This window comes from Croceicoccus estronivorus, assembly GCF_001625325.1.
Lineage (GTDB): Bacteria > Pseudomonadota > Alphaproteobacteria > Sphingomonadales > Sphingomonadaceae > Caenibius > Caenibius estronivorus.
In genome coordinates, this window is the sequence record NZ_JRQQ01000009.1 from 181,681 (window position 1) to 206,917 (window position 25,237).

The window sequence follows — 25,237 nt, forward strand, 5'->3', positions numbered from 1 at the left end:
CAGAATGCGTTATCTCCCCCTGACCGAGGCCGACCGTTCCGCGATGCTGGAACGGATCGGCGCATCTTCGGTCGATGCCCTGTTCGCCGATGTGCCGGAAACAGCGCGGCTGGCTGGACCGGTCGAAGGCTTGCCGGGTCATGCCGGCGAAATGGCGGTGGAACGGCACATGACCCGGCTGGCGACGCAGAACGCCAGCGCGGGCAGTGTCCCGTTCTTTCTCGGGGCGGGGGCCTATCGCCACCATGTTCCTGCCAGCGTGGATCACCTGATCCAGCGCGGCGAATTCCTGACGGCCTATACGCCGTACCAGCCGGAAATCGCTCAGGGAACGCTGCAGATGCTGTTCGAATTCCAGACGCAGGTCGCCCGCCTGCTCGGCTGCGATGTGGCCAATGCGTCGATGTACGACGGTTCGACAGCCTGTTGGGAAGCGATAGCCATGGCGGGGCGGATCACCCGGCGAAAGAAGGCAATCCTCTCATCAGGCCTGCACCCGCATTATGTGGCCACTGTTGAAACCATGGCCCGCTTTACCGGAGATGCGATCCATTACGCGCCGCCTGCGCTGGTTGCGGAGCCGGACATCGAGGCACTGGCTGCGCAAGTGGATCAGGAAACGGGCTGCGTCGTGGTGCAGTATCCCGATATTCTCGGCCGGATCGGTGATCTTTCCGCGCTGGCCGAAGCCGTTCATGACGTCGGCGCTCTGCTGGTTGCGGTTGTGACGGAGCCGGTGGCCCTGGGGGCGATACGCAGTCCCGGTGCCATGGGCGCGGACATCGTTGTCGGTGAAGGGCAATCGCTGGGCGTCGGATTGCAATTCGGCGGGCCTTATCTGGGCCTGTTCGCCACGCGGGAGAAGTATGTCCGCCAGATGCCGGGACGGCTGGCCGGGGAGACGGTGGATGCGGCCGGGCGGCGCGGTTTCGTGCTGACGCTTTCCACGCGGGAACAGCATATCCGCCGGGAAAAGGCGACATCCAACATCTGCACCAATTCCGGCCTGTGCGCTCTGGCGTTCTCCGTCCACCTTACTCTTCTGGGTGAAAAGGGGTTGCGGGCACTGGCGGCGGAAAATCACCGGCTGGCCTGCCTTGCGGCCGACCGGCTGGCACGGGTTCCGGGTGTGTCGATCATCAACACGAGCTTCTTCAACGAATTTGCCTTGCGGATCGACGGGGATGCCCGACAGGTCGTGCGCGATCTTGCGGCCAAGGGGCTGCTGGCGGGCGTTTCACTCGGGCGGCTCTACCCCGGCCAATCGGACCTGGCGGGCGGTTTGCTGGTCGCCGTCACGGAAACGGTGGAGCAGGAGGATATCGAAGCCCTTGCCGCCGGGCTTGAGGAGGCGCTGGCATGAGCATCAATCCATCGGGCTGGCGCCCGTCGCTGGCGGCGAACGATACGGTACAGGAACCGACCGGCACAGTGACGGGTAATCGGGCATTGACGCTTGAGGAACCGTTGCTGTTCGAACTCGGCACCAGTGACACCTGCGGTGTCGACCTTCCCGTGCCGGACGACGCCATTTCGCCTCGGCTGGGTGGGCTGGAACGGGACGAGGCCATCGGCCTGCCCGGTCTGTCGGAACCGGAAACGGTACGCCATTACACACGCCTCAGCAGGCAGAACTACGCTATCGACTTGGGCATCTTTCCGCTCGGCTCCTGCACGATGAAGCACAATCCGCGCTTGAACGAGAAAGTTGCGCGATTGCCCGGTTTTGCCGATCTCCACCCACTCCAGCCCGAAATGACAGTGCAGGGCGCACTGGGCGTGATTGCGGAACTGGGCGAATGGCTGCTGCGCCTGACGGCCATGGCGGGTGTGGCGATGAGCCCCAAGGCTGGTGCCCATGGCGAATTGTGTGGGATATTGTGCATCCGTGCCGCGCTCGAAGCGCGGGGGGATGCGCGTGAAGTAATTCTGGTGCCCGAAAGCGCGCATGGCACCAATCCGGCCACAGCGGCATTTGCCAATTACCGGGTCGAAAGCATTCCCGGCACGCCTGAAGGACGGGTTGATCTCGAAGCGCTCAAGGCGCGGCTGGGCGGCGATGTCGCGGCTGTGATGATCACCAACCCCAATACCTGCGGGCTGTTCGAACGGGACATGAAAGCGATTTCCGACGCGACCCATGCCGCCGGCGCTTTCGTCTATTGCGACGGTGCCAATTTCAACGCGATCGTCGGGCGGGTCAGGCCGGGCGATCTCGGCATCGATGCGATGCATATCAACTTGCACAAGACGTTTTCCACACCGCATGGCGGTGGCGGGCCGGGCAGTGGGCCGGTCGTGTTGTCGCAGGCGCTGGCTCCGTTTGCGCCGCTGCCATTCGTGGTGCGAACCGCGGAAGGCTATCGCCTGGTGGAAGAAGAAACGGCGGCAGACAATGGCGGTGTGCAGGCGTTCGGGCGGATGAGCGCCTTTCACGGCCAGATGGGCATGTTCACTCGCGCGTTGGCCTATATCCTCAGCCATGGGGCGGACGGACTGCGGCAAGTCGCGGAAGATGCCGTGCTGGCCGCCAACTACGTACTCCGCAGTCTGGATGACGTGCTGGATGCGCCGTTCGGTGCGTCGGGGCCGTGCATGCACGAGGCGCTGTTCAGCGACAGGGGGTTCGCAGACGGGATTTCGACCATCGACGTGGCAAAGGCCCTGATTGACGAAGGCTTCCATCCGATGACGATGTATTTTCCGCTGGTTGTTCACGGAGCGATGCTGATCGAACCGACCGAATGCGAGAGCAAGGCTTCTCTCGACCAGTTCATTGCCGCGTTGCGCCACATTGCCGAACGGGCCCGCTCCGGCGATTCCGCTTTGTCCGAAGCCCCGATCCATGCACCGCGCCGCCGGCTGGACGAAACACTGGCCGCGCGGAAGCCCCGGCTTGTCTGGCGGGACTGAACGGTAATCCGAAACTCCCGTTCTAGCCGTTGCCCCCGTCGGGTGCAGGCGTTACAGACCGCCTGAGAATTGGGAGATTTTATGCTGGATTTTAAAGGTAAGACAATACTTGTCACCGGTGGCGGGGCAGGCATCGGCCGCGCAATTGCAGAAGCTTTCGGCGGCGCTGGTGCGAATGTCGTGGTTGCGGAACTGGACGAAAGCCGGGTGGCGGACGTGCGTTCCGCTCTCGAATCGGCAGGCGTGGATGCACTGGTTTCTCACACCGATGTGCGGGACCGGGCGGCAGTGGATGCGCTGATGGGCGAAGTGCAGAAGCGTTTCGGCGGACTGGACGTCCTCGTAAACAATGTCGGCGATTTCCTCGGCGTGGCCAAGCCGTTTGAAATGGTGACGGACGAGGAACTGGACGCCCTGTACGCGACCAACATGAAATCGGTGTTCCTGGCGACGCGCGCCGCGATTCCCATGCTGCGTCCGGGCGGCAGCATCATCTCGATCTCCTCGATCGAGGCATTCCGCGGCATTCCGATGACGACTGTTTATTCGGCCTTCAAGCACGCGATCACCGGCTTTACCCGCAGTCTCTCGCTCGAACTCGGGCCGAAGAACATTCGGGTCAACGCCATCGCACCGGAAACGACCGAAACGCCGCAGGTTCCGGTGCATTCGCTGATCGCGCCGGAGCATAAGGACCACATCGATCGCTGGATTCCGCTGGGCCGCTTCGGCAAGCCGGAAGATGCAGCGGGTGCCGCGCTGTTCCTTGCTTCCGACCTGGCGAGCTGGATCACGGGGACGACGATCAATCTCGACGGTGGCGCCTTGGCAGCCGGCGGCTGGTATCGCGATCCCAATGGCCGTTGGACGAATGTTCCGGTCGTAAGCGGCAACGGCTTCAATTTCTAAGACACGCGCACTGCAAGGCGCGGGGGAGAGAATATGAAAATCCTGGTGGTAGGCGGAACGGGCATGATCGGCGGTCATGCGGCGCTGTATCTCAAGTCGCTCGGCCATGATGTGTCGATTGCGGGCCGTCGCCCGCCCCAGGAAACGACCGAACTGGCGAAGCTGCCCTTCGTCCAGGGCGATTTCATGGAAGGCACTTTCACCAAGGACCAGCTTGCCCCGTTCGAGGCAGTCGTCTTCGCTGCCGGAAACGACATTCGCCATTTGCCCAAGGGCGCCAAGTTCGGCGAGCATGTGCTGCGTTCCAACGCGGAATGCGTTCCCAAATTCGCCGCGCTTTGCCGCGATGCCGGGGTCAAGCGTTTCGTGCACATCGGCAGCTTCTATCCGCATGTCGCGCCCGAACTGCTCGAGACGAACGACTACATTCGTTCGCGCAAGCTGGCGGTCGACGGCATCATTGCGCTGGCCACCCCCGATTTCCACGTTTGCAGCCTCGACGCGCCATTCGTTGTCGGAACCGTACCGGGCATGAGCCTGCCGATGTTCGAGACCTATACGCGTTATGCCGAAGGCAAGCTGGAAGGAATGGAGCCGTTCGGTCCAGCCGGGGGGACGAATTTCATTTCCTGCCGTTCGTTGTCCGAAGCGATTGCCGGTGCGCTGGAGCGGGCGGAGAATGGCAAGGCCTATCTGGTCGGTGACGAGAACCTGAGCTTTGCAGACTATTTCGGCATGTTCTTCAAGGCTGCGGGCAATCCTGCGGAGGTGCCTTCGCTGGACAAGGAACATCCGCTGTTGCCCGATGTCGGTCTCTATACCGGTCGCGGCAACCAGGTGAACTATCAGCCCGATCCGCAGTCGCTCGAACTGCTTCGCTATCGCCGCAACGACATTGCGGCTGCCGTGAACGAAATCGTGGCGCAATATCGCTCCACCTGACGGCCGCATGCGGGCGGAGATACTTTCGCACGGATTGGGGCAGGTGTGTTTGCTGATCCTTCCGGGATACCGGGAGGGGGAATGACAAGTGTTGATTGGCCGAGGACGCCCATGTTCCCGGTCACTATGGACAAGCAGATTGGGAGTTAGTTGAGTGAGCGCTAATCAGGCAGAATTGGAAGCAGCGGAACGCGCCTATCGGAGGCTGGCCAGCCTTTATGCACGGGCGATGGACGCCAACGAGCCGGACCTTCTGAACGGGGTGATGACCAGTGACGGCACGATCGATTCAGTTGGTCACCTGATCGACGGAATCGACGCGGTACGGGCATGCCCCGGCATGCTGCGCGACATGTTCCTCATGACACAGCATACGATACACAACCAGACGGTTACCTTGGTATCGAACGACGAAGCGGAAGGCGAAACCTACTGCACGGCGAGCCATATCCAGCCGCCCGAAGCCGAAGGGAAGCCCCACACTGCCTTCGTATGGGCAATTCGTTATCAGGATCGCCTGCGCCGTGAAAATGGCGAATGGCGTCTGGCCGCCCGAGTGCTCCTGCTCGACTGGACGGAAACGCGCCCGGTCGATTGGAAAGGCCCCCGCTAAGGTTTCAAGTTCCCCGGGGTATTGGCCTTGCGCCGGCCGCCCCGGGGAACGACATTGGCGGGACCATGCCTGCCGATCTCGATCTCAAGCCACCGCGCAGAGTGCGGATTGGTTTTATCCTGATAATCGTCCTGCTGCATGTCGCGGTGATTTTCGGGTTGATACGGGCCTTTGCGCCCGATCTGGCCTCCACGGCAGTGAACAAGGCTTTGTCTGTCCTGACTGTCACTGTGACGACGCCTGATCCCCCTGAAGCCAATGCAGAGCCTGACCCCGCCCCGAATGAAGGCGCATCAGGTGCCGAAGGCCGCAATGCAAAATCGCGGCCCGTGTCTGCGCCAAAGCGGACGCTTCCCGTAAAGCCCGAACCTGTGCCGCCTGCTGCTTCCACCGGCGCGGAGAACACGTCAGGTGCCCGTGATGCGGGTGAGGGCGCAGGGGCGGCTGGTCCGGGCAACGGCACCGGCAGCGGGCGCAGTGGAAGCGGGCAAGGCGGGATTGCCGTGCGTGGAGTGGTCAAGATTTCCGGCGACATCAATTCCGCACGGGATTATCCCAAGGGTACGCGCGAACGGCGGATTGGGCACAGCGTGACGATCTTGTTGACCGTCGGAACATCCGGTCGCGTAACCGATTGCCGGGTCACGCAAAGCAGCCCCGATCCGGAGGCGGATGCGATTACCTGCCAGCTTGCGGTGGAGCGGTTTCGCTTTCGTCCGGCTATCGATGCTCTGGGCGATCCCGTGCCGGGCAAATACGCCTGGCGGCAACGCTGGTTCTATTGATTCCTGGCAACCCTTTTTAAGCTCCTGCTTGCTACGGGGCCGCATTTGCGGAAGGTAAGCGGCTGAGATGAACAGGATCACGCCAGTTGTGTTGTGCGGTGGCGGGGGCACGCGATTGTGGCCGCGCAGCCGCTCGGCCCGGCCCAAACCGTTTCTGCCGTTGCTGGACGACGGAGGGACGCTGTTTGCCGCGACACTGGCGCGGTGTGCGGATCGCTCTCACTTCGCCCCGCCGCTGATCGTTGCCGGTGCGGCTCACCTGCCTTTCGTCCAGCAGGAGACTGACGGGATCGAAGGCGCGCGCGTCATTGTCGAGCCCACCATGCGCAACACCGCTGCCGCCATTGCGCTGGCGGCTCATCTCCTGCCTCGGGATGCCGTGATACTGGTCTGCCCGAGCGACCACTTCATCGCCGACGTGTCAGCGTTCAGGAATGCGGTGGCCAAGGCCGCGCGGCTCGCCGGGGAAGGCTGGCTGGTGGCTTTCGGCATCACTCCCGATGAACCCGAGACCGGGTACGGCTACATCCGGCAGGGGGAGCCGCTGGGGGAGGGGTTCCACATCGCCAGCTTCGTTGAAAAGCCGGACCGGGCCCGGGCGGAGACGTTTCTGGCCGATGGCGGCTATAGCTGGAACGGCGGACTGTTCGCCTTTCGCGCTGGCGCCTTTCTCGATGAGCTGGCCACGCATCGCCCGCAGATGGCGGCTTGCGTTGAACAAGCGGTAACGGGCGGAAGCACAGAGGGTGCCGCGTTCCATCCCCAGCGGGAAGCCTTCGAACGGATCGCGGCTGAATCCGTCGATTATGCGGTCATGGAAAACACGCGGAAGGCCGCGATGGTGCGGGTCGATATGGGCTGGTCCGACATTGGCAACTGGAAAGCCCTGCATGCGGCGCGAGGGCACGATGCGGCCGGCAATACCGTGCGGGGAAATGCGGAGCTGGTCGATTGCCGCAATGTGATGGTGGACAGCGACGGGCCACGCATTTCCGTGATCGGCCTCGAAGACGTGATCGTGGTAGTCGATGGTGACGACATCCTGGTTACCAGTGCTGCGGGCGCACAACAGGTAGGGAAGCTCAAGGGGCCGTCCAGCCAATGAAACTGGCCACTCGCATGGTGGAAAAGCCCTGGGGGCGCGATGTCCTGCCTGCTCCGTTCGACTGTGAGACAGCAGGCCGGATCGGGGAAATCTGGTTCGAACCGCCACCGATGCTGGACGAATTGCTCGTCAAATACCTGTTTACCTCGGAAAAGCTCTCCGTTCAGGTCCATCCGGCGGCAGGAAAGCTGTCAGAAGCGCCATGCGGCAAGGAAGAATGCTGGCTGGTGATGGATGCCGAGCCTGGTGCTATGCTGGGCATTGGCTTCACTGCGCCAGTCTCTCCCGAAACAATGCGTCGGGCCGCGTTGGATGGCTCGATTGAAAACATGCTGGCCTGGCATCCGGTGCGGGCGGGCGATTTCTTCTATATTCCCGCCGGGACGGTTCATGCCATCGGAGGTGGGGTCAGCCTGATCGAGGTGCAGCTCAACTGCGATGTCACTTATCGGCTCTATGATTACGGCAGGCCGCGAGAGTTGCATCTCGACAAGGGAATCGGCGTGGCTTGCGGCGAGGCCTACGATCCTGCCTTGCACAGGGCTGTTCCTCCCTTTGGCAGTGTGTCGCTGGTCGATGGCCCGTATTTCCGTCTGGATCGCGTTGCAGGCGCGCCGGATGCAGACTGTACCAATCGTTATGCCGATGGGCCGCTGCTGGTTATCCCGCTGGCGGGCATGGTGACTGCCGCCGATCTGCCTGTCGCGCCCGGAGAATGCGCTGCACTCGATACGGTCGCGCACCTCGAGTGCGATCAGGATGCGCTGTGCCTGCTTGCGCAGCCCTGCAAAAGCGGGGATATGATAGCCGCGTGATTGCCCATACGATTCAGCTCGCCCTTGCGCCCGTTTTCGTGCTGGTGGCGATCGGTAATATCATGAATATCCTGTCCACCCGGCTGGGCCGCATTGTCGATCGGTCGCGTTATCTGCTGGAGCGGCACGCGCAAACGCAGGGTGCCGATCATGACGATGTCGTGCGTGAAATCCGCATGCTCGACCGGCGCATTGCCACGATTGGACGGGCGATACTCTCGCTGGTACTCAGCGGCCTGACCGTGGGGCTGGTCGTGGCGATGCTGTTTCTCGACCGGATGATGGCGTTCGACTTGCAGCCGGCGACTGCCGCCGCCTTTATCCTTGCCATCGTGCTGCTGATGTATGCGCTGCTGCTGTTCCTGCGGGAAACGCGCATGGCATCGGCCAGCTTGCGGATTCCGCACACGTTCCTCGAATGGGAACGGGAGCTTTAACGCTGTCTGCGGCAGTGGTGGATCGCAGTGCCGGAGATCAGGCCAGCAGCTTCTGGCCCTGTTCCTTCACGGTTCCGGAGATCATCGGTTCGATAAAGCTCAGCGCGAGAGGAAGCGCGAGGTCGATCACGACTTGTCCATCCTCGATCACGATATTGCCATTCAGATTCTGGCCCATGGCTGAAATGCTGAGGTTCACGCGGTCGTCGCTGACCCATTCAGTTTTTACATCGGCCATGCCGCCCGGAACATTACCGGTCAGGTCCTGCGCGCGCTCATGCAGGCGCCGACGAACTTCTTCCCGAGTCAGGTCATGGGGCAGGGTAACGCGCATGCACTTGTGATCCTTGCTGCAATTGGCCGATTTGGCGATAGAGTGACAGCGGAACGCGAGCGGGGAAAGAGCTTTTTGGCAACCACCGCCCGGAAGGAGACATGATGGCGAGCAATCCACCTGAAACGCGGGCGCATTCGTTTACCCGCGTGGTGCTCAGTTGGCGGCAATGGTGGCGCAAGGCCGTGGTCGGGACAGTCGACCAGGCCGACGTGATCAACCGGCGGCGGCAGGAATGCAGCCTGTCGGCGCGCTATCTGTTCATGCTGTCGATGTCGGCGGGGATTGCGATCCTCGGCCTGCTGCTGTCTTCGCCGGCAGTGGTCATCGGCGCCATGCTGCTGTCGCCGCTGATGGACCCGATCATGGGGGTGGGATTCGCGCTCGCCATCGGTGATTTTCACTGGTTGAAACAAGCCGGACGCTCGCTGTTGGTCGGGACGCTGCTGGCGATCCTGTTTTGCGCCTTCGTTGTGCTGCTCTCGCCATTGCAGACGGTAACGGCGGAAATCGCCGCTCGCACAAGGCCCAACCTGTTCGATCTCGGGGTGGCGTTGTTTTCGGCTCTTGCCGGTACGTATGCGATGATCCGGGGGCGGGAAGGCACTGTTGTCGGTGTCGCCATCGCGACCGCCTTGATGCCGCCGCTGGCAGTTGTCGGTTTCGGTCTCGCTACTCTCAACTGGACGGTGTTTACAGGCGCCCTGCTGTTGTTTGTCACCAACCTTGTGACGATCGCGCTGACCGCGGCGTTGATGGCACGGGCATACGGGTTCCGCACCAGCCTGACCGAACGCCAGACCCAGTTGCAGGCTCTCGCGATCATGGCCGTGTTTATCGCGCTGGCCATCCCGCTCGGCATTTCGCTGCGCCAGATTGCATGGGAAGCGCAGGCTTCGCGCACTATTCGGGGGGAACTCCTCGACGAATTCGATAACAATGCCCGCCTTTCGCAGATCGACATCAATTTCGATGCCGAGCCTGTGACAATCGCTGCAACCGTTCTGACGCCGACAATTCGCAGCGATGCGGAAGAAGCGGCCGGACGGGCGATCCGGCGCCAGTTGGGGCAAGCGGTGGAAATTTCGATTACACAATATCAGGTCGGCATCGGCGCAAAGGCAGCGGAGGAAGCGCAATTGGCTGCGGCGCGCGCGCGCGAGGCGGCGGACCGCCAGAGGGCGGAAGAATTGTCTGTCCGGCTCGCACTGGTAGCCGGTGTTGCGGAAAAGGACGTGTTGCTTGATCGGGAGCGTCGCCATGCGTTGGTTACGGCCAAACCGCTTACGGGCGCAGGGCTGGCCACCTATCGCGAGCTGGAGGGGCGGATCGCTGCGACGGAGCCGGAATGGACTATCGAGTTGCGCCCGCCTGCCAGGCCCTTACCCGCCATTGAGTTCGACGATGGCGAGCCGACCCCGCAAGGCGCAGACGCGATTGCTCTGATTGGCTGGGCCGCGCAGCGGCTCGGTGCGCCCGTCATCCTTTCGGGCGGAGAAACGGATGTGAAGCGCGCAGCCGAACTGCTGGATGGGCAGGGGATCGTCACGCGCGAAGAAACGGCCTCTGGCAGGGACGGCAAGGTTACTGCCCGCTGGGGCGCGCCGGGGGATTGACCGGCGCGTGGCGGCCGCCGATTATGCCGCTTCGAGCAGCTTGTAGGGTTCGATTTCCCCGGAAAGATACAGTTTCTTGGCCTTGGCGCGGCTGAGCTTGCCTGAGCTCGTGCGGGGCAGTGTCCGCGGCGGTACCAGCTCGACCACGCAGTTCATGCCGGTGATGGAGCGAACCTTGTCGCGGATCTGGTCACGCAATTCGATCCGCTTGTCCGGGTCGGAAACGCGGCAGTGAACCAGCACGGCGGGTGCTTCCTCGCCATTTTCCGTCTCGACCGCGAATGCGGCAATGTCGCCGTGGTTGAAGCCGGGCAGCTGTTCCACTGCCCACTCGATATCCTGTGGCCAATGGTTCTTGCCATTGATGATGATCATGTCCTTCGCCCGGCCGACAATGAACAGATAGCCATCGGCCATATAGCCCATGTCGCCGGTATCGAGCCAGCCATCCACGAGACATTCGTCGGTGGCCTCGGGATCGCGGAAATAGGAATGCATGACGCTGGGGCCCTTGCACCAGACCTTGCCGATCTGGTGGTCGGCCTTGAGCTGACCGCTTTCGCCCCGGATCTCGACAGTCATGTCCTTGACTGCCTTGCCGCAGTTGACGATCGCGCGATATCGGGCCGGGCGGGAAAGGTCGCGCGGGGTGCCGGACAGGCGCTCTTCCTCGACCAGTTCGACGCGAATACCCTCACCCGGTGGCATGATCGTGACGGCCAGAGTGGCTTCGGCAAGGCCATAGCTGGGCAGGAATGCCGAAGCTCTGAACCCCGCCTCGGCGAAGGCGTTGACGAAGCCCTGCATGACATCTGGCCGGATCATGTCGGCACCATTGCCCGCAATCCGCCAGCGAGACAGGTCGAACCGTTCGGATACATGGCTCTGGCTGGAAATGCGGCGAGCACAGATATCGTAGCCGAATGTGGGGGAATAGGAGAGGGTGGTACCCGAATTGCGGCTGATGAGGTCAAGCCAGGCGAGGGGGCGGCGGGCGAAATCCTCGGTTTTCAGATAGTCGGTCGAAACCTGATTGGCGATTGGCGAGAGCAGGCAGCCGACCAATCCCATATCATGATACCACGGCAACCACGAAACGCAGCGATCGAGCGGCTCCAGCTTCATGCCGATGCCATGTCCGGCAAGATTGTTGAGCAGGGCCTCGTGCGTTACGGCGACACCGTGCGGGAAACGCGTCGAGCCGCTGGAATACTGAAGATAGCAAATGTCTCCAGACTGCTGTTCCGGCAATGCGCAGTCCGCAGCTTCGCCAGCATGAAAGTCGTCATAAGTGACGCCATCGCAACCCTGCCTTGCGGCTGCCGCACCGGCCATTTCAGCGATTTCGGAGGGGTAGAGCAGCATCGCGGGGTCGGAACTGGCAAGTTGGACCGCAAGCTGGTCTATATAATTGTCCTTGCCGCCGAAGCTGGTCGGCAATGGCAGGGGCACCGGCCATGCGCCGGCATAGATCGAACCGCAGAACAAGGCGGCGAAGTCCACACCCGTTTCCGCCACGAGGGCAATGCGGTCGCCAGGTTTGATGCCGCGCGCGATAAGGCGGCGCGCGGTGATCAGCGCATCCTCGCGTAATTCCGCATAGGGATAAACCCGTGCGAGATTGCCGCGCGGATCATGAAAATTAAGTCCGCGGCTACCTTTTGCGGCATAATCCAGGGCTTCACCAAATGTGGCGAAATCTGAAAAGCGGCGCTCTAACGCACAATGGTTCGGCGTCGGCTGAAGGGCGTCGTCGGTCATATGTTTGCTTAACCTACTGGTTTGGCTCGTTATTTTGGGCGATTTTCGCTCTTGATACAAGGCGTCATAGCATCTCCAACCCACCACGGCCGTGCTGCACGGCTCTTCCATTCCAACGGGACTGTGGCACGAATAAGGCCAATGGTTAAGCATGAACACTCTGGCACCCGCAAACGGCGCCTGCCCAAACCCCTGGATGAAAGGCGTCTGGAGGAGCTGGCGCTGGCCTATGTCGCCCGTTTCGCGACGAGCGCGGCAAAGCTGGAAGCGTACCTTGCACGCAAGTTGCGGGAGCGGGGTTGGGCCGGCGAGGATGCGGCCGATATTGGCGGGCTGGTCGCCCGTTATGCCGAACGGGGTTACGTGGACGATGCGGTTTACGCGCGTATGCGGGCCGGTGGGCTGCTGCGCCGCGGTTATGGCCCGCGCCGGATCAGCCAGACACTCGGCGCTGCCGGTATCTCTGACGCAGTGCAGGAAGAGGTTCTCCCCAGCGAGGCGGAGCAACGCAGGGCTGCGCTGGCCATGGCGCGAAAGCGTCGTTTCGGGCCCTTTGGGCTGGAAGCGCCTGACATGGCCAAACGTGAAAAGCAGATTGCGGCAATGCTGCGGGCAGGCCATGAGCTGACAAATGTCCTGCCCCTGATCGGTGCAGACAGTGCGGATGCGGCCGAAAACTGGGTGCTGGAGGCCGAAGAGGAGTAGAAACATGCGTGTTTGGCTTGCTGCTGCGGCTCTGCTGGCCGCCTGCTCACCGGGGGCGGGCGAAAGTGCGTCGCCTGCTTCGCAGCCCCCAGCGGCCGTTCATCCGGCCTCCGGCCTGAAAGTCATCCCGTTGACGGTTTCCAACGCAGGCACGACTCACCGATTCAGCGTGGAGGTTGCCCGGACAGGGGAGGAACAGGCGCAAGGCCTCATGTTCCGGACGCAGATGGGCGCGGATGAGGGCATGTTGTTCCCTTTCGAGCCGCCTCGGCAGGTCAGCTTCTGGATGAAGAATACGGTAATTCCGCTCGACATCATTTTCGTCGGAACCAATGGACGCGTCAGCAATATCGCCGCCAATGCCGAACCTTATTCGCTAGTGCCGCGCTCCTCGGCAGGCCCTGTGGAAGCCGTTCTGGAGCTGAATGGCGGGCGTGCGGAGGAACTGGGTATCGTGCCCGGCACTCGGGTCGAGTGGTGAGGCTTGCCGCAGGGGCGAACACAAGCTAACGCGCGGTTCATGGGAATCCTCTCGAAGATCTTCACCTGGTGGGACGGCGGCACCATTGGTACGCTGATCAACAGCGCTCTCACGGGCGAGCAAGTCGGCACCGATGCGCAGGGCAATCGCTATTTCCGGTCGAAAAAGCCGGGCCCTCTCGGGCGAGAGCGGCGGTGGGTTCTGTACAATGGCATCAATGATTCGAGCCGGGTTCCGGCCGAATGGCATGGCTGGTTGCACGGCGCTTTCGATGACGTGCCGGAGAGCCACTTGCCCCCGCCGAAGATCTGGGAAGTCGAATATACGCCGAATGCCACGGGAACCCCGCAGGCCTATCGCCCGCAAGGCGCTCTGGAACGCGGTGGCAAGCGTGCGGCTGCGACAGGCGACTACGAAGCCTGGGCCCCGGATTCCTGACCATGTGGCGGTTCCGGCCGTCGAGGTGCGCCGCGGTCCTTCCGCTTGTGGCGCTGGCGGGTTTGCTTGCGGCTTGTTCCGGGGATTCAGGATCGTCCGCAGCGGATGAAACCGAAGTTCCAAAGGAACTGGCCGGTGAACTGGCCAAGGCACCGCCGGTTGTCACCTCTGAAATCGGCACACCGCTGGCAGAGCGGGTGGCGACTATCGGGATACTCAACAAGCGGAATAACCTCACGCAGGATATCACGCTGAAACCGGGCGAGGCGAAGCGGGCGGGTAACGTAATCGTCAAGCTGGCGAGTTGCGAACGGACCGCGCCGTGGGAATCGCCGCCGGAGACTGGTGCTTTCGTTCAGGTGCTGGTGCAACAGCGCGCCACTGTCGATGAACCTCTGCGCTGGCACAAGGTGTTCTCAGGCTGGTTGTTCAAGAACTCGCCGTCCCTGAATGTGGTCGAACACCCTATCTACGACGTGTGGGTCAAGGATTGCGCAATGAACTTCCCGGGGGAAGATGCCCCGGCTGCTTCTGCTGCCCCGGCGCGCGCTTCCCCGGCTTCGGCCAGCACTGCGGCAAATCCTTCCGGTAGCGAGGACCAGGGCGAGCCCCGCTGATCCTGCGCCTTACGCAGCAGATCAAGATAGTCTTCCTGAGGGATCTCTATTGCGCCGAGTGAGGCGAGATGCTCGGTGATGAACTGGCAATCCAGCAATCGGGCGCCTGCATGGCGCAATGCGACCACCAGCCAGGCCAGGGCAACCTTGGAAGCATCGGTTGCGCGGCTGAACATGCTTTCACCGCAGAAGACGCGGTCGAAACCGACGCCGTACAGCCCGCCGACCAGTTGCTCGTCCTGCCAGCATTCAATCGAATGTGCGTGGCCTGCGGTGTGGAGCGCGTGATAACTCGCGGTAATCTTCTCGTTGATCCAGCTGTCGGGATGGCCTGGACGCGGCGCGGCGCAGGCTGCGATGACTTCCTCGAAGGCGGCATTACAGGTGACGGTAAAGCGGTTGCCTTTGAGAACCTTGGCCAGCGACCGGGAACAGTGGAAGGCATCGAGCGGCAGGATCGCGCGCTGCTTTGGCTCAATCCAGAAAATGTCCGGATCGTCGCGGGAATCGGCCATCGGAAAGATTCCGCTGCGATAGGCTGTCAGCAGCAGATCCGTTGGGATGATCGAGGATACCGGCGCATGCACTCCTGCAATCTAGCAGATGCCGCACATGCGGGGAATGCGCAGTTTTTTGCGTCTTACGCCGTTCGACAGCGGAAGCCGCCTTGCCAAGGCGGCGGGTTCGCACTACAGGCCCAACCGCCTGCAGGAGTGTAGCTCAGTTGGTAGAGCATCGGTCTCCAAAACCGAGGGCCGCGGGTTCGAATCCTGCCACTCCTGCCATTTCCTCCATTTAAGCCGCGCGAATCGGGAACTCCGCGACGAAGCGTGCGTTTTGCCCGACAGAACGCAACTTTATTGAGGAGATGGCCATGAGCAGCCTCATTTTTCGCAGCAGCCGGCCCGATACATGGACTATGCCGCGCCCTTACAGCGATCCCAGTCTGCGCTATCGGAAGCATGGCCCGGTGCAGCCGATGACCTCCCCGACTTTCTGGGAGCGGCTGCTGGGGCTCCGCTGACTCGATTTGCGCCGGCCACGTTTTCGCCCTGAGCATGGCATGGGTTCGTGACAGCTAGTTCCAAAACGCGCACCCATGCCTTGCCATAGCCTTGCATATCCAGCTTCACGCGGCTAAGTGCGCTGCTGTCTTCCGACATCGGAGCCAATTTGCCCCTCCCGGACATTAGCCGGGGCGGCGATGGCCCCTAGGCGGAAGGCATGGGTTTTTGAACGGATAAGAGTCGTACGTCTGATGGCCAAGACCAGCCCCGGTGAATTCATCCGCCAGGTTCGCGCCGAAGCCTCCAAGGTGGTGTGGCCGACGCGGGAAGAAACAGTCAGGACCTCGATTTTCGTGGGTATCCTTATGCTGATTCTGTCGCTGTTCTTCCTCGGCATCGACTCCCTGTTTAGCGCCGTGGTGCGTTGGCTGCTTTCGCTTGCCTGACGCAACGGCATAACACTGGATACGGATTTACAGGACTATGGCGGCTCGCTGGTACATCATCCACGCCTATTCCGGCTTCGAGAACAAGGTGCGCGATTCGATCCTTACGGAGGCTGAGCGTCTGGGCCTGTCCGAAGCGGTCGAAGAGGTCGAAGTGCCGACCGAAACCGTCACCGAGGTGAAGCGCGGCAAGAAAGTCCAGGTCGAACGCAAGTTCATGCCTGGTTACGTTCTGGCGAAGCTGAAGATGACCGACGATGTCTATCATCTGGTCAAGAATACGCCGAAGGTGACGGGGTTCCTCGGTGCCGGTGGCAAGCCGCAGGCCATTTCCGAGAAGGAAGCCGCGCGCTATTTCGGCGCTGCCGAGGAAGCCGCAGCGCAGCCCAAGCGCCAGGTCCACGTCGATTACGAGATCGGCGATTCGGTCAAAGTGCTCGATGGGCCGTTCGCCAGCTTCAACGGCGTGGTGGAAGAACTCGATTTCGACAAATCGAAGGTCAAGGTTTCGGTCTCGATCTTTGGCCGTGCAACGCCGGTCGAACTGGACTTCGAACAGGTCGAACTCGTCAAGTAACGATTCTTGGGCCATCTCGGCCGCGACCGGCGCGGTTGCTGTCGAGCAAGGCCGTCGTAGTCTCACCTTCAAAGTTGCTTTTGCGCGCACCTTCGACTAGGGGCGCCGCTTCCCGAAAGGGAACCCATGCGGAAGGATGGCTTCGGCTGTCTGCCTGACCGCTTAACATGAGGGTACCGCGAAGCGGCATCCGACAGTGTGAAAAGGAGTGGCCAGATGGCCAAGAAGATCCAAGGTTATATCAAACTGCAGGTGCCTGCGGGCGCTGCGAATCCTTCACCGCCGATCGGCCCTGCACTGGGTCAGCGCGGCGTGAACATCATGGAATTCTGCAAGGCGTTCAACGCCGCGACGCAGGACATGGAAAAGAGCATGCCGATCCCGACCATTATCACGGTCTATGCGGATCGCAGCTTCACGTTCATCACGAAGACTCCGCCTGCTTCCTTCCTCATCAAGAAGGCTGCCGGCCTCAAGTCTGGTTCCAAGGAGCCGGGCAAGGTTTCGGCCGGACAGATTGCGCGCTCCAAGCTCGCTGAAATCGCCGAAATGAAGATGAAGGACCTCAACGCCAACGATATCGAGGCTGCGACCAAGATCATCGAAGGCTCGGCCCGTGCGATGGGCCTCGAAGTGGTGGAGGGCTAAGACATGGTGAAGCTGACCAAGAAGCAGAAAGTGTTTGCCGAAAAGCTCGGCGACAATCAGGCGCTCCATACGTTTGGCGATGCGCTGAAGACCCTGCGTGAACTGTCCACTGTCAAGTTCGACGAGACGGTCGAAGTTGCAATGAACCTGGGTGTCGATCCGCGTCACGCCGACCAGATGGTCCGCGGCATGGTCTCGCTGCCGTCGGGAACGGGTAAAGAAGTCAAGGTTGCAGTGTTCGCCCGTGGCGACAATGCCGACAAGGCGCTGGCCGCCGGTGCCGACAAGGTTGGTGCCGAAGACCTGATGGAAGACATGCAGGCCGGTAATGTCGATTACGATCGCGTGATCGCGACCCCCGACATGATGGGTGTCGTCGGTCGTCTCGGCAAGCTGCTCGGTCCGAAAGGCCTGATGCCGAACCCGAAGCTCGGTACGGTAACCTCGAACGTGGAACAGGCCGTGAAGGACGCCAAGAGCGGCCAGATCGAATTTCGCGTTGAAAAGCAGGGCATCATTCATGCCGGCATCGGCAAGCTGTCCTTCACTGACGATGCGATCAAGGCGAACTTCGATGCGCTGGTCGATGCCATCGTGAAAGCCAAGCCGTCGGGCGCCAAGGGCAAGTATGTTCGCAAGGTTTCGCTTGCGACGACCATGGGCCCGGGCCTGAAGATCGATACGGCTGACGTCGCCGGGGCATGATTGCTCTCGGTCAGGCGTCCTGCTGACGTCTGGAATTCAAAAGGGGCCGGAGGACATCGTTCCTCCGGCCCCTTTTGCTATATGACAGCTACCAGCCCGGCGTCAGGTTTGCGCTGGTGTAGCATTCCATCACCAGGCTGATTGGCTGGCCATCGGGCAGCAAGAGGAGAGCGCGCTGGGTCAGGATGGTGCCATCCGGGCATTCGGGGCCGCTGCGCATGCTCGCAAGTTTGCGGCGCGTAAAATCGAGTGTTGCCACGGCGGTGCCAAACGGTGTGTCGGTGGTTTCGAGCACGTGGTTCATTTCGCCGGATAGGCGCGACGGCACGAACCAGTTGTGTGCCTCAGACAAAACGGTGTCACCGCAAACGAGCTGGACATGGCGGTAGCCGAGGGGGGCATCCGATGCGATGTCGAGCAACTCGCGAAGGCCGGCAGGCGGTTCCCTGCTCTCACCATTCGCGGCAATAGCCCGTATCACCGGGGGCTCGGCCATGTGGTGAATGGAACACCACTGGGTCAAAGCCTCTGTCGCGCTATCATGGGAATCGAGCGTCGCCTCGAATTGGTCGATCGATAGCGGTTGCGTCGATGTGCAAGCGGCAAGTGACAGGCCCACTGCGACTATTCCCCTGTTGGCCCGTCGGATCGCTTCCATGTTCTCATGATACCGGAAACATCGTGAATGCGCCAAGCGATTTTGCCATCGCGGCGGAAACGCTGCCCGTGCGGCAAAGCGTGCAAAAAAGCCGATGAAAATATCCTATGTTGCTGAAAAACAACGATTCATTTCATGAATTAGGATTGGTCGACAATCACTTTGACGGTGGAATCCGCGGCGGCTAGCTCGCGCGCCGGTCGCGAAGAAAGAAAACAAACAACAAAACAAACCGTTCGCACTTTTCAAACAACAGTTCCTGCAGGGGAATATATGAAGAAGCTTTCCGTTATCGTTCTTGCCGCAGCCGCGGCATTGCCGGCAGCAGCCCATGCTCAGGCTTATGTTCAGGTCCAGACCGGACTCGACAGCGTTTCCGTGTCCGGCGAATCCGAAGAAGGCGTCGCCTATGGCGTTGCAGCCGGTTACGACATCCCCATCGGCGGCAGCATGTTCGTTGGTGTCGAAGGAAGCATCGACGACAGCACGACCAAGGAATGCGTGAGCGACTTGCTCGTCGTGGGTGATGAAACCTGCGTGAAGACGGGTCGTGATCTCGCCGCAGTCGTGCGTCTCGGCACCAATCTGGGTGAAAGCAGCCAGCTCTATGTTCTGGGTGGCTACACCAACGCCCGTATCCGTGCGAGCTACGACGACGGTACGACGAAGATTTCGGATGGCGAAAACGGCGATGGCTTCCGTCTCGGTGCGGGCTTCAAGCAGTCGTTCGGCCAGAACTTCTTCGGCAAGGTCGAATATCGCTACTCCAATTACGAGAGCGACTTCAGCCGCCATAACGCCCTGGTTGCGGTTGGCGTGAACTTCTAAGATATGTGTGCAGGGGTGGGCTGGTGCTTGCCCCTGCATATCATCAGGTTTGGCTGAGGGTGCCTCAGATACCCCCGGGCGTGAAGTCCCAGCCGGATTCACCCAGCCCTTCGCACAGGGTATCGATACAACTTCTTACCTGATCAGGATCCGTTGAGCGGACGACGAAATTCGCTCCGACGCGGCCTTCACGGAAAAATGGATAACTGCCGATCTGGCAACCTTCGTGGGCCTTTTCCACTTCGCGCAGCAGGACAGCGACTTCGCTTTCAGGCACCCAGCAACCGATGACTTCGGAAATAAGCGGTGCGCCACCTTCCAGTGAACCGGTCAGCCCATCGAGCATACCGGCAGTGATGTGGGGCACACCCGCCATCATGTAGAGATTGTCGATCTTGATTCCGGGCGCACCGGAATAGTGGTTCGGGATGAGATCAGCCCCGGCGGGAACCCGCGCCATGCGCAGGCGCCCCTCATTAAGCCCGCCACGGGTTTCATAATAACTTTCCAGCATGGCACGGGCTTCGGGGTGGATTACGACCTCCAATCCAAGCGCCGCAGCAACGGCATCGACAGTGATATCGTCGTGTGTGGGGCCGATGCCGCCAGTAGTGAACAGATAATCGTGCTTGATTCTCAACGCATTCACGGCCGTGGCGATAGCATCCATGTCATCCGCGATCACGCGCACTTCTGCCAGGCGAATGCCCTGAACCTGCAGCCAAGCCGCGATCTGGGCGATGTTCTTGTCATGCGTGCGGCCGGAAAGAATTTCGTCGCCGATAATGACGGCAGCTGCCGTCCAGATGCGTTGAGGTTCGTTCATGCCGGAAATCGTTAGGCGATTTCTCCCCGCTTCGCCACCACGCTTTCGAACTGTAGCGTACCGTCTTCGACCGGGCGGTTGCGATAGTCTCTTCGATCTTCGCGATAGTCCTGATTGAGCCGCCAGGGCAAAGTTTTCGCGCTCTTCGGCATCAGTGGCAAGGCTCGCTGGATGTAGCCGGACGAGAACTGATAGACATCGTCTTCTTCCAGCGCATGGTTCGCAGGCAGACAGGGGCGGACGATAGCAGCGCCTTTGGCCGCCATCGTGTTCAGGACATCGCAGACGTAAGACGCCGTCAGGTCTGCTCTCAAGGTCCACGCGGCATTGAGATAGCCGAACGAGACCGCAAGGTTGGGAACGTTGGAGAACATGCAGGAGCGGTAATAGAAATGCTTGCGCCAGTTCACTTTGACGCCGCCCAAAGTCACTTTCACTTGCCCGGCCATCGACAGGCGCAGGCCGGTAGCTGTGACGATGATATCCGCATCGAGATGGCGACCCGATTGGAGGGCAATGCCGGTTTGGTCAAAGTGAGCGATTGTGTCGGTCACGATGGATACCTTGCCTGCCTTGATCGCCGCGAACAGATCGCCATCAGGAACAAGGCACAGGCGCTGTTCCCACGGCCCATAGGGGGGCAGCCAGTCACGTTCGTTGTATAGTGGCCCCAAGGCCTTCCTTAACGCGCGGCTGAGATAGGCGCCGATCCGGGCCGGATATCGTCGTGAAGTCCTGAAGACAAAGCTCTGCAGCCGGACATTCTTTGCCCGATTGATCCGGTAGGCCAGACGTTTCGGCAAGATGGCCTGCAGCAACCGGGCAATCCGATCGCGGCGTGGCTGCGCTCCCATCCAGGTGGGTGTACGCTGAAGCATGGTCACATGCGCCGCTTTTTCGGCCATAGCCGGAACAAGCGTAACCGCCGTTGCGCCGGACCCGATCACGACTACTTTCTTGCCGGTGTAATCGAGCTCCTCCGGCCAGAATTGAGGATGGACGATTGAGCCGCCGAAAGTCTCCTGCCCTGCGAACACGGGGGCATGCGGCGCATCGAAGTCATAGTATCCGGACGCCAGATAAAGGAAACGGGCGGTCGTGTGGCGCACGCCCTCCGGACCGTCGAGGACCACCTGCCAGAGCCCCGCAGATTTCTGAAAATCGGCTGAAAGAACCCGCGTGTCGAACTGGATATGCCGGCGGATATCCCGATCGTCGGCGACCCGGTCAAGGTAGCTGAGGATCTTGTCACCGCTCGCGATTGCGTCGGGGTCGGTCCACGGCTCGAAGCCGAAGCCCAGCGTGTACATGTCGCTGTCCGAACGCACGCCGGGATAGCGGAAAAGATCCCATGTGCCGCCGAGCCGGCTGCGGCGCTCTATGATCGTGTAGCTTTGCTCCGGGCTCTTCATGCCCATGTGGGCGGCCATCGAAATGCCGGAAATCCCGGCACCGACTATCAAGACATCGAAATCGGGGAGGGTGGTTTGTCCCTGAAGCATGCGGTGTGCGCTAGGCCGATTTCGCCCATGGGCCAAGAGCGCAGGCGATTTCGCCCGGGCTGGCGGCAAAGCACCTGGGCCGTGACTGACGGCTTGGGGCAGACCTTGAGCCAGGAGTGTTCCTGCGACGCATTCGACAGGGGAGACCGTGCCCGAAGGAGCGCTTCAGGTTTTGAAGACGATGGTCTTGTTGCCGTTCATCAGCACCCGGTCTTCCAGATGATACAGGACTGCGGCGGCGAGCACGCGGCGTTCGATATCGCGGCCCTTGCGCACCAGGTCTTCGGGCGTATCGGCGTGACTGATCGCTTCCACGTCCTGGTGAATGATGGGGCCTTCGTCGAGATCTTCAGTCACGTAGTGGGCGGTCGCCCCGATCATCTTGACCCCGCGGGCATGGGCCTGGTGATAGGGCTTGGCGCCTTTGAAACCGGGCAGGAAACTGTGGTGGATGTTGATGCAGCGCCCCGACAGGAAAGCGGCCATGTCATTGGAAAGAATCTGCATATAGCGGGCGAGCACGACCAGCTCCGCGCCGGTTCCCTCGACAATGGCTTTTACCTGGGCTTCCTGTTCCGCCTTCGTGTCTTTCGTAATCGGCAGATAGTGGAAGGGGATGTCCCGCATCATCGGCACGTTCAAGGCTTCGCGTGGATGGTTGCAGACGATACCGACAATATCCATCGGCAGTTCGCCGATCCGATAACGATACAGGAGGTCGACCAGACAGTGATCGAACTTGCTGACCATCAGCACGACCTTGCGCGCGATTCCCGTTTGGCGCAGCGTCCATTCCATGCCGAACCGTTCCGTTACCGGCGCGAATTCCTGTCGCACTGCTGAAAGGGGGCGGTCGGGGCAATGGAACACGATCCGCATGAAGAACATGCCGCTGTCGGGCGCATTGAACTGCTGGGCTTCAAGGATATTGGCGCCGATTTCGGCAAGCCGGGTGGTCACTGCGGCAACCAGGCCAACCCGGTCCTTGCACGACAGTGTCATCACATAGGCTTGCTGCATTGTTCGTCTCTCCCGATCCGGCGGAGCAAAGCTGGCCGCTTAGCGTGTGAGCCCGGCGAAGTCGTTAGCGCATTTTGATAAAATGAACATTTTCAGCCGGAAGAGCAGGGATGGTTTCCTAAGTGCATAGGTTTCGCAAGGTATTCTTGCTCTGGCCATGGACCGCGCCATCCCACTAGTGTCAAGCACGGCTGCATGCTGGACGCCGGGTGAGACGGGATCTGGCAGGACGATGGCGAAAGGATTGAATCAGGAGATGACAATGAAGCGAAAATTGGCAGGTAAAGACGTCCATCCCATCGGCCTGGGCTGCATGAACCTGTGCTGGGCCTATGGTGAGCCGCCGTCGCGGGAGGATGCCGTGAGCCTGCTCCGCCAGGCGCTCGATCTGGGTTACGATCATTTCGATACGGCCAATATCTATGGGCTGGGCAAGAGTGAGGAACTGATTGCCGAAGCGCTCAAGGGGCGCCGGCAGGAATTCTTCCTTGCCTCAAAGACAGGTATCGTCACTGACGGCGGGGTCAGGGGTGTCGACTGTAAACCGGAATCGATTTCCGCATCGATCGATGCCAGTCTGGGCCGACTTGAAACCGATCATATCGACTTGCTCTACCTTCACCGGTTCGATCCCAAAGTGCCGGTTGCGGATTCCGTCGGGGCTCTTGTGCGGGCGATGGAGGCGGGAAAGATCGGTGCCTATGGCGTGTCGGAATGGAGCGCCGCGCATATTCGTGAAGCGCATGCAGTGCATCCCATGGCCGCCGTGCAGACGGAATATTCGTTGTGGACCCGCAATGTCGAACTGGGCGTGCTGGAGACCACACATGAACTGGGCATCGCCTTTGTCGCCTTTTCTCCGGTTGGCCGTGGGGCGTTGTGCGGTGAGCTTGTCGATCCCGCACGATTACCGGAGCATGATTTTCGCCGGACCATGCCGCGTTTCATGAACGGGCATTGGGCGAAAAACCATCAATTGATCGAACAGTTGGTTGGCTTGGCGGGAGACTCGGGAATGACCGCTGCGCAACTCGCCCTGGCCTGGGTGCTTTCGCGAGGCGACCATATTCACGTGATCCCTGGCACCGCCAATCTCCAGCATCTGGATGACAATTTCCATGCGACGACCAAGCCCGTCGGGCAAGATGTGCTGGATCGCGCGGATCGGCTGATCAACCAGCAAACGGTTTCAGGCCATCGCTATCCCGATGCGATGCGATTGCTGGCCGATACCGAAGAATATGCCTGAGGGCCGGGCTGGAGCCGGTCAGAGCGCATTGTCGAAAATCGCCAGCATCCGGCTCCAGGCCTTTTCTGCCGCCGCCTTGTCATAGCTGGGCGCATCGACTGTGCACCAACCATGGTCGGCCGGATAGACTTCGACTTCAGCCGGGCGCCCGGCATCTGCGGCTGCCTTGCGCAATATGTCCTTGTCATCGGGTGCGCGTGCGTCATCGTTCTGGGCGATTGCGAACAGGAAGGCGGCTTGCGAATCCTTGAGCAGGCGATGGGGGCTGTCAGGTTCATCTGTCACCAGCATCGCGCCATGGAATGAACAGGCTGCTCCGACCTTGTCCGGCGCCGCGGCCGCTGTACGAACGGTGAAGGCGCCTCCCATGCAATAGCCGCATGTTCCGAGCTTTTTTGTCTTGGTCACGGCATCCTGCCCGTCGAGCCAGCTAGCGAAGGCGCTCGCATCGCGGGCGGTTGCCGCGCCGTCGATCTGCGCCATCATGGGTTTCAGGCGGGCTTGTGACTTTTCGGAAAACCAGTCGGACAGGGTATTGAGAATCGGGGCCGTTGCACTGCGGTAGTATTGATTGACAACCAGCACTGCGTAGCCTGCCGCGGCGAGCCTGCGGGCCATTATTTCATAGGCATTGCGCAGGCCTGCGACATCCGGCCACATGATGATCCCCGGATGCGAACCGACACGGGGATGCACGAAGAAGGCGTCGGCGGTTCCGTCTTCGGTTGGAATGGCGACATTCGCCTCGGTAAGGGTGGGCTCAGCACTTGCTTCGCCACCACTAGGCGCACATGCGGCAAGGGCCGCCGCCGTTCCCATTGCTGCAAATTTCCGTCTGGTTAAGCCGCGCTTCTTCAGAATCGCGCGCATCTCTGCTGTGGTATGTTTGTCACACATTGCCCTGGCTCCCGTCGGATGATCGCTGAAAGCGAGCTTAGCTTGTCGCCGAACGACGTCCAGTCCTTGCATTTTCTGCAACTTAGCCGCCGTTTCTGGGCTATATTGCATCGATAACCAGATTGACTTCAGGTTTTGCTGCTACGGCTCCTGAGGCGTGGAAAACGCCGGGATCAGATGCTCGGCCTATGATTTTTTCGGGAATCACAAGGGCATGCTCACCAACGCAGGTGCAACATTTTTTTTCGGGAATCACCGTTCGTTGTTGACGAGGGCCACGGTTCGGGCGAAAGTGCGGCCACAAGTCTGCCTTCGTGCGCGGAAGGCTGGCGTATGGTTACATGGTCTCGAATCAGGTGTGAGGCCGGGAAAATGAGGGAGCTATTCTGATGAATCGCAACAC

28 protein-coding genes, 1 tRNA gene and 1 pseudogene are annotated in these 25,237 nt (G+C 60.9%); 22 read left to right on the forward strand and 8 right to left on the reverse strand.

Going from position 1 to position 25,237, the window contains the following annotated elements:
- The first annotated feature begins 4 nt into the window (after positions 1–4).
- The 9 genes from gcvPA (at position 5) to MB02_RS14590 (ending at position 8,519) form a co-directional block, all read left to right on the forward strand.
- Positions 5–1,363 carry an aminomethyl-transferring glycine dehydrogenase subunit GcvPA gene (gene gcvPA / locus MB02_RS14550; protein ID WP_067539188.1) on the forward strand — a complete coding sequence of 453 codons (1,359 nt, stop codon included), beginning with the start codon at positions 5–7 and terminating at the stop codon, positions 1,361–1,363.
- Positions 1,360–2,913 carry an aminomethyl-transferring glycine dehydrogenase subunit GcvPB gene (gene gcvPB, locus MB02_RS14555; RefSeq protein ID WP_067539191.1) on the forward strand — a complete coding sequence of 518 codons (1,554 nt, stop codon included), beginning with the start codon at positions 1,360–1,362 and terminating at the stop codon, positions 2,911–2,913. Before gcvPA ends, gcvPB begins: the two co-directional genes overlap by 4 nt.
- Positions 2,914–2,994: 81 nt before the next feature.
- Positions 2,995–3,822, forward strand: a complete 828-nt coding sequence (locus MB02_RS14560) for an SDR family NAD(P)-dependent oxidoreductase (RefSeq protein ID WP_067539194.1) — start codon at positions 2,995–2,997, stop codon at positions 3,820–3,822.
- Positions 3,823–3,855: 33 nt separating this feature from the next.
- A complete protein-coding gene (locus MB02_RS14565) occupies positions 3,856–4,764 on the forward strand; it encodes an NAD-dependent epimerase/dehydratase family protein (protein ID WP_067539197.1) in 909 nt (302 codons plus the stop codon).
- 154 nt (positions 4,765–4,918) lie between these two features.
- A complete protein-coding gene (locus MB02_RS14570; RefSeq protein ID WP_067539205.1) occupies positions 4,919–5,377 on the forward strand; it encodes a nuclear transport factor 2 family protein in 459 nt (152 codons plus the stop codon).
- A 65-nt stretch (positions 5,378–5,442) separates the two neighbouring features.
- Positions 5,443–6,162: a TonB family protein gene (locus MB02_RS14575; protein ID WP_067539208.1), complete on the forward strand. Its 720-nt coding sequence runs from the start codon at positions 5,443–5,445 to the stop codon at positions 6,160–6,162.
- Between the two features lie 67 nt (positions 6,163–6,229).
- Positions 6,230–7,267 carry a mannose-1-phosphate guanylyltransferase gene (locus tag MB02_RS14580; RefSeq protein ID WP_067539211.1) on the forward strand — a complete coding sequence of 346 codons (1,038 nt, stop codon included), beginning with the start codon at positions 6,230–6,232 and terminating at the stop codon, positions 7,265–7,267.
- On the forward strand, positions 7,264–8,082 hold the full coding sequence (locus tag MB02_RS14585) for a class I mannose-6-phosphate isomerase (protein WP_067539214.1): 819 nt from the start codon (positions 7,264–7,266) through the stop codon (positions 8,080–8,082). The genes MB02_RS14580 and MB02_RS14585 overlap by 4 nt, the downstream gene beginning before the upstream one ends.
- Positions 8,079–8,519, forward strand: coding sequence for a DUF2721 domain-containing protein (locus MB02_RS14590; protein ID WP_067539216.1), 441 nt, complete (start codon positions 8,079–8,081; stop codon positions 8,517–8,519). Before MB02_RS14585 ends, MB02_RS14590 begins: the two co-directional genes overlap by 4 nt.
- A gap of 37 nt (positions 8,520–8,556) precedes the next feature.
- On the opposite strand, the gene MB02_RS14595 is transcribed toward MB02_RS14590, so the two are convergent.
- Positions 8,557–8,853, reverse strand: coding sequence for a polyhydroxyalkanoic acid system family protein (locus tag MB02_RS14595; RefSeq protein WP_067539219.1), 297 nt, complete (start codon positions 8,851–8,853; stop codon positions 8,557–8,559).
- Between the two features lie 101 nt (positions 8,854–8,954).
- On the opposite strand from MB02_RS14595, the gene MB02_RS14600 reads away from it, so the two are divergent.
- Positions 8,955–10,469: a DUF389 domain-containing protein gene (locus MB02_RS14600; protein WP_067539222.1), complete on the forward strand. Its 1,515-nt coding sequence runs from the start codon at positions 8,955–8,957 to the stop codon at positions 10,467–10,469.
- Positions 10,470–10,490: 21 nt separating this feature from the next.
- Here MB02_RS14600 and MB02_RS14605 read toward each other — a convergent pair whose 3' ends face one another.
- A complete protein-coding gene (locus MB02_RS14605) occupies positions 10,491–12,230 on the reverse strand; it encodes a fatty acyl-AMP ligase (RefSeq protein WP_067539225.1) in 1,740 nt (579 codons plus the stop codon).
- 141 nt (positions 12,231–12,371) lie between these two features.
- Here MB02_RS14605 and MB02_RS14610 point away from each other — a divergent pair, with 141 nt between their 5' ends.
- From MB02_RS14610 to MB02_RS17495, 4 genes and pseudogenes are all read left to right on the forward strand, one after another.
- The gene (locus tag MB02_RS14610) at positions 12,372–12,935 is read left to right on the forward strand and encodes a regulatory protein RecX (RefSeq protein WP_067539228.1); all 564 of its coding nucleotides are present in this window, start codon (positions 12,372–12,374) and stop codon (positions 12,933–12,935) included.
- 4 nt (positions 12,936–12,939) lie between these two features.
- Positions 12,940–13,416 carry a DUF192 domain-containing protein gene (locus MB02_RS14615; RefSeq protein WP_067539231.1) on the forward strand — a complete coding sequence of 159 codons (477 nt, stop codon included), beginning with the start codon at positions 12,940–12,942 and terminating at the stop codon, positions 13,414–13,416.
- 39 nt (positions 13,417–13,455) lie between these two features.
- A complete protein-coding gene (locus MB02_RS14620; RefSeq protein WP_067539234.1) occupies positions 13,456–13,854 on the forward strand; it encodes an NADH:ubiquinone oxidoreductase subunit NDUFA12 in 399 nt (132 codons plus the stop codon).
- 2 nt (positions 13,855–13,856) lie between these two features.
- A pseudogene (locus MB02_RS17495) lies at positions 13,857–14,288 on the forward strand (DUF2155 domain-containing protein); the annotation flags it as partial.
- Between the two features lie 35 nt (positions 14,289–14,323).
- Here the strand turns inward: MB02_RS17495 and aat are convergent.
- The gene (aat, locus tag MB02_RS14625; RefSeq protein WP_235829534.1) at positions 14,324–14,986 is read right to left on the reverse strand and encodes a leucyl/phenylalanyl-tRNA--protein transferase; all 663 of its coding nucleotides are present in this window, start codon (positions 14,984–14,986) and stop codon (positions 14,324–14,326) included.
- A 194-nt stretch (positions 14,987–15,180) separates the two neighbouring features.
- Here aat and MB02_RS14630 point away from each other — a divergent pair.
- The 6 genes from MB02_RS14630 to rplA all read left to right on the forward strand — a co-directional run bounded on the left by MB02_RS14630 (position 15,181) and on the right by rplA (position 17,854).
- Positions 15,181–15,256 (forward strand) — tRNA-Trp (locus tag MB02_RS14630).
- 89 nt (positions 15,257–15,345) lie between these two features.
- Complete coding sequence (locus MB02_RS17850; RefSeq protein ID WP_170304752.1) at positions 15,346–15,495, forward strand: hypothetical protein; 150 nt, start codon at positions 15,346–15,348, stop codon at positions 15,493–15,495.
- A 234-nt stretch (positions 15,496–15,729) separates the two neighbouring features.
- Positions 15,730–15,924, forward strand: coding sequence for a preprotein translocase subunit SecE (gene secE, locus MB02_RS14635; protein WP_067539237.1), 195 nt, complete (start codon positions 15,730–15,732; stop codon positions 15,922–15,924).
- A 37-nt stretch (positions 15,925–15,961) separates the two neighbouring features.
- Positions 15,962–16,501, forward strand: coding sequence for a transcription termination/antitermination protein NusG (nusG, locus tag MB02_RS14640; protein ID WP_067539240.1), 540 nt, complete (start codon positions 15,962–15,964; stop codon positions 16,499–16,501).
- Between the two features lie 216 nt (positions 16,502–16,717).
- On the forward strand, positions 16,718–17,149 hold the full coding sequence (rplK, locus tag MB02_RS14645; protein WP_067539243.1) for a 50S ribosomal protein L11: 432 nt from the start codon (positions 16,718–16,720) through the stop codon (positions 17,147–17,149).
- Between the two features lie 3 nt (positions 17,150–17,152).
- On the forward strand, positions 17,153–17,854 hold the full coding sequence (rplA, locus tag MB02_RS14650; protein WP_067539246.1) for a 50S ribosomal protein L1: 702 nt from the start codon (positions 17,153–17,155) through the stop codon (positions 17,852–17,854).
- 88 nt (positions 17,855–17,942) lie between these two features.
- On the opposite strand, the gene MB02_RS14655 is transcribed toward rplA, so the two are convergent.
- Complete coding sequence (locus MB02_RS14655; protein ID WP_067539248.1) at positions 17,943–18,512, reverse strand: hypothetical protein; 570 nt, start codon at positions 18,510–18,512, stop codon at positions 17,943–17,945.
- A gap of 273 nt (positions 18,513–18,785) precedes the next feature.
- On the opposite strand from MB02_RS14655, the gene MB02_RS14660 reads away from it, so the two are divergent.
- Positions 18,786–19,340 carry an outer membrane protein gene (locus MB02_RS14660; RefSeq protein WP_067539251.1) on the forward strand — a complete coding sequence of 185 codons (555 nt, stop codon included), beginning with the start codon at positions 18,786–18,788 and terminating at the stop codon, positions 19,338–19,340.
- 64 nt (positions 19,341–19,404) lie between these two features.
- Here MB02_RS14660 and MB02_RS14665 read toward each other — a convergent pair whose 3' ends face one another.
- The 3 genes from MB02_RS14665 to purU all read right to left on the reverse strand — a co-directional run bounded on the left by MB02_RS14665 (position 19,405) and on the right by purU (position 22,688).
- Entirely contained in the window at positions 19,405–20,166 is a 762-nt protein-coding gene (locus MB02_RS14665) for a competence/damage-inducible protein A (protein ID WP_067539254.1), read from the reverse strand.
- Between the two features lie 11 nt (positions 20,167–20,177).
- On the reverse strand, positions 20,178–21,668 hold the full coding sequence (locus MB02_RS14670) for a flavin-containing monooxygenase (RefSeq protein ID WP_067539256.1): 1,491 nt from the start codon (positions 21,666–21,668) through the stop codon (positions 20,178–20,180).
- Positions 21,669–21,833: 165 nt separating this feature from the next.
- Positions 21,834–22,688 (reverse strand): formyltetrahydrofolate deformylase, encoded by an 855-nt coding sequence (gene purU / locus MB02_RS14675; RefSeq protein WP_067539259.1) that lies wholly within the window; start codon positions 22,686–22,688, stop codon positions 21,834–21,836.
- Between the two features lie 262 nt (positions 22,689–22,950).
- On the opposite strand from purU, the gene MB02_RS14680 reads away from it, so the two are divergent.
- Entirely contained in the window at positions 22,951–23,937 is a 987-nt protein-coding gene (locus MB02_RS14680; RefSeq protein WP_407919341.1) for an aldo/keto reductase, read from the forward strand.
- 18 nt (positions 23,938–23,955) lie between these two features.
- Here the strand turns inward: MB02_RS14680 and MB02_RS14685 are convergent, their stop codons facing one another.
- Positions 23,956–24,834 carry a dienelactone hydrolase family protein gene (locus MB02_RS14685; RefSeq protein WP_067539262.1) on the reverse strand — a complete coding sequence of 293 codons (879 nt, stop codon included), beginning with the start codon at positions 24,832–24,834 and terminating at the stop codon, positions 23,956–23,958.
- Between the last annotated feature and the right edge of the window lie 403 nt (positions 24,835–25,237).

Coding starts and splice junctions, on each gene's coding strand:
- MB02_RS14565 (WP_067539197.1), top strand. CDS start 3,856: ATGAAAATCCTGGTGGTAGGCGGAACGGGCATGATCGGCGGTCATGCG.
- MB02_RS14585 (WP_067539214.1), top strand. CDS start 7,264: ATGAAACTGGCCACTCGCATGGTGGAAAAGCCCTGGGGGCGCGATGTC.
- MB02_RS14665 (WP_067539254.1), bottom strand. CDS start 20,166: ATGAACGAACCTCAACGCATCTGGACGGCAGCTGCCGTCATTATCGGC.
- MB02_RS14560 (WP_067539194.1), top strand. CDS start 2,995: ATGCTGGATTTTAAAGGTAAGACAATACTTGTCACCGGTGGCGGGGCA.
- MB02_RS14680 (WP_407919341.1), top strand. CDS start 22,951: ATGAAGCGAAAATTGGCAGGTAAAGACGTCCATCCCATCGGCCTGGGC.
- MB02_RS14605 (WP_067539225.1), bottom strand. CDS start 12,230: ATGACCGACGACGCCCTTCAGCCGACGCCGAACCATTGTGCGTTAGAG.
- MB02_RS14600 (WP_067539222.1), top strand. CDS start 8,955: ATGATGGCGAGCAATCCACCTGAAACGCGGGCGCATTCGTTTACCCGC.
- nusG (WP_067539240.1), top strand. CDS start 15,962: ATGGCGGCTCGCTGGTACATCATCCACGCCTATTCCGGCTTCGAGAAC.
- aat (WP_235829534.1), bottom strand. CDS start 14,986: ATGGCCGATTCCCGCGACGATCCGGACATTTTCTGGATTGAGCCAAAG.
- secE (WP_067539237.1), top strand. CDS start 15,730: ATGGCCAAGACCAGCCCCGGTGAATTCATCCGCCAGGTTCGCGCCGAA.
- MB02_RS14660 (WP_067539251.1), top strand. CDS start 18,786: ATGAAGAAGCTTTCCGTTATCGTTCTTGCCGCAGCCGCGGCATTGCCG.
- MB02_RS14655 (WP_067539248.1), bottom strand. CDS start 18,512: ATGGAAGCGATCCGACGGGCCAACAGGGGAATAGTCGCAGTGGGCCTG.
- MB02_RS14575 (WP_067539208.1), top strand. CDS start 5,443: ATGCCTGCCGATCTCGATCTCAAGCCACCGCGCAGAGTGCGGATTGGT.
- MB02_RS14580 (WP_067539211.1), top strand. CDS start 6,230: ATGAACAGGATCACGCCAGTTGTGTTGTGCGGTGGCGGGGGCACGCGA.
- rplK (WP_067539243.1), top strand. CDS start 16,718: ATGGCCAAGAAGATCCAAGGTTATATCAAACTGCAGGTGCCTGCGGGC.
- MB02_RS14610 (WP_067539228.1), top strand. CDS start 12,372: ATGGTTAAGCATGAACACTCTGGCACCCGCAAACGGCGCCTGCCCAAA.
- purU (WP_067539259.1), bottom strand. CDS start 22,688: ATGCAGCAAGCCTATGTGATGACACTGTCGTGCAAGGACCGGGTTGGC.
- gcvPB (WP_067539191.1), top strand. CDS start 1,360: ATGAGCATCAATCCATCGGGCTGGCGCCCGTCGCTGGCGGCGAACGAT.
- gcvPA (WP_067539188.1), top strand. CDS start 5: ATGCGTTATCTCCCCCTGACCGAGGCCGACCGTTCCGCGATGCTGGAA.
- MB02_RS14685 (WP_067539262.1), bottom strand. CDS start 24,834: ATGTGTGACAAACATACCACAGCAGAGATGCGCGCGATTCTGAAGAAG.
- MB02_RS14620 (WP_067539234.1), top strand. CDS start 13,456: ATGGGAATCCTCTCGAAGATCTTCACCTGGTGGGACGGCGGCACCATT.
- MB02_RS14670 (WP_067539256.1), bottom strand. CDS start 21,668: ATGCTTCAGGGACAAACCACCCTCCCCGATTTCGATGTCTTGATAGTC.
- MB02_RS14595 (WP_067539219.1), bottom strand. CDS start 8,853: ATGCGCGTTACCCTGCCCCATGACCTGACTCGGGAAGAAGTTCGTCGG.
- rplA (WP_067539246.1), top strand. CDS start 17,153: ATGGTGAAGCTGACCAAGAAGCAGAAAGTGTTTGCCGAAAAGCTCGGC.
- MB02_RS17850 (WP_170304752.1), top strand. CDS start 15,346: ATGAGCAGCCTCATTTTTCGCAGCAGCCGGCCCGATACATGGACTATG.
- MB02_RS14615 (WP_067539231.1), top strand. CDS start 12,940: ATGCGTGTTTGGCTTGCTGCTGCGGCTCTGCTGGCCGCCTGCTCACCG.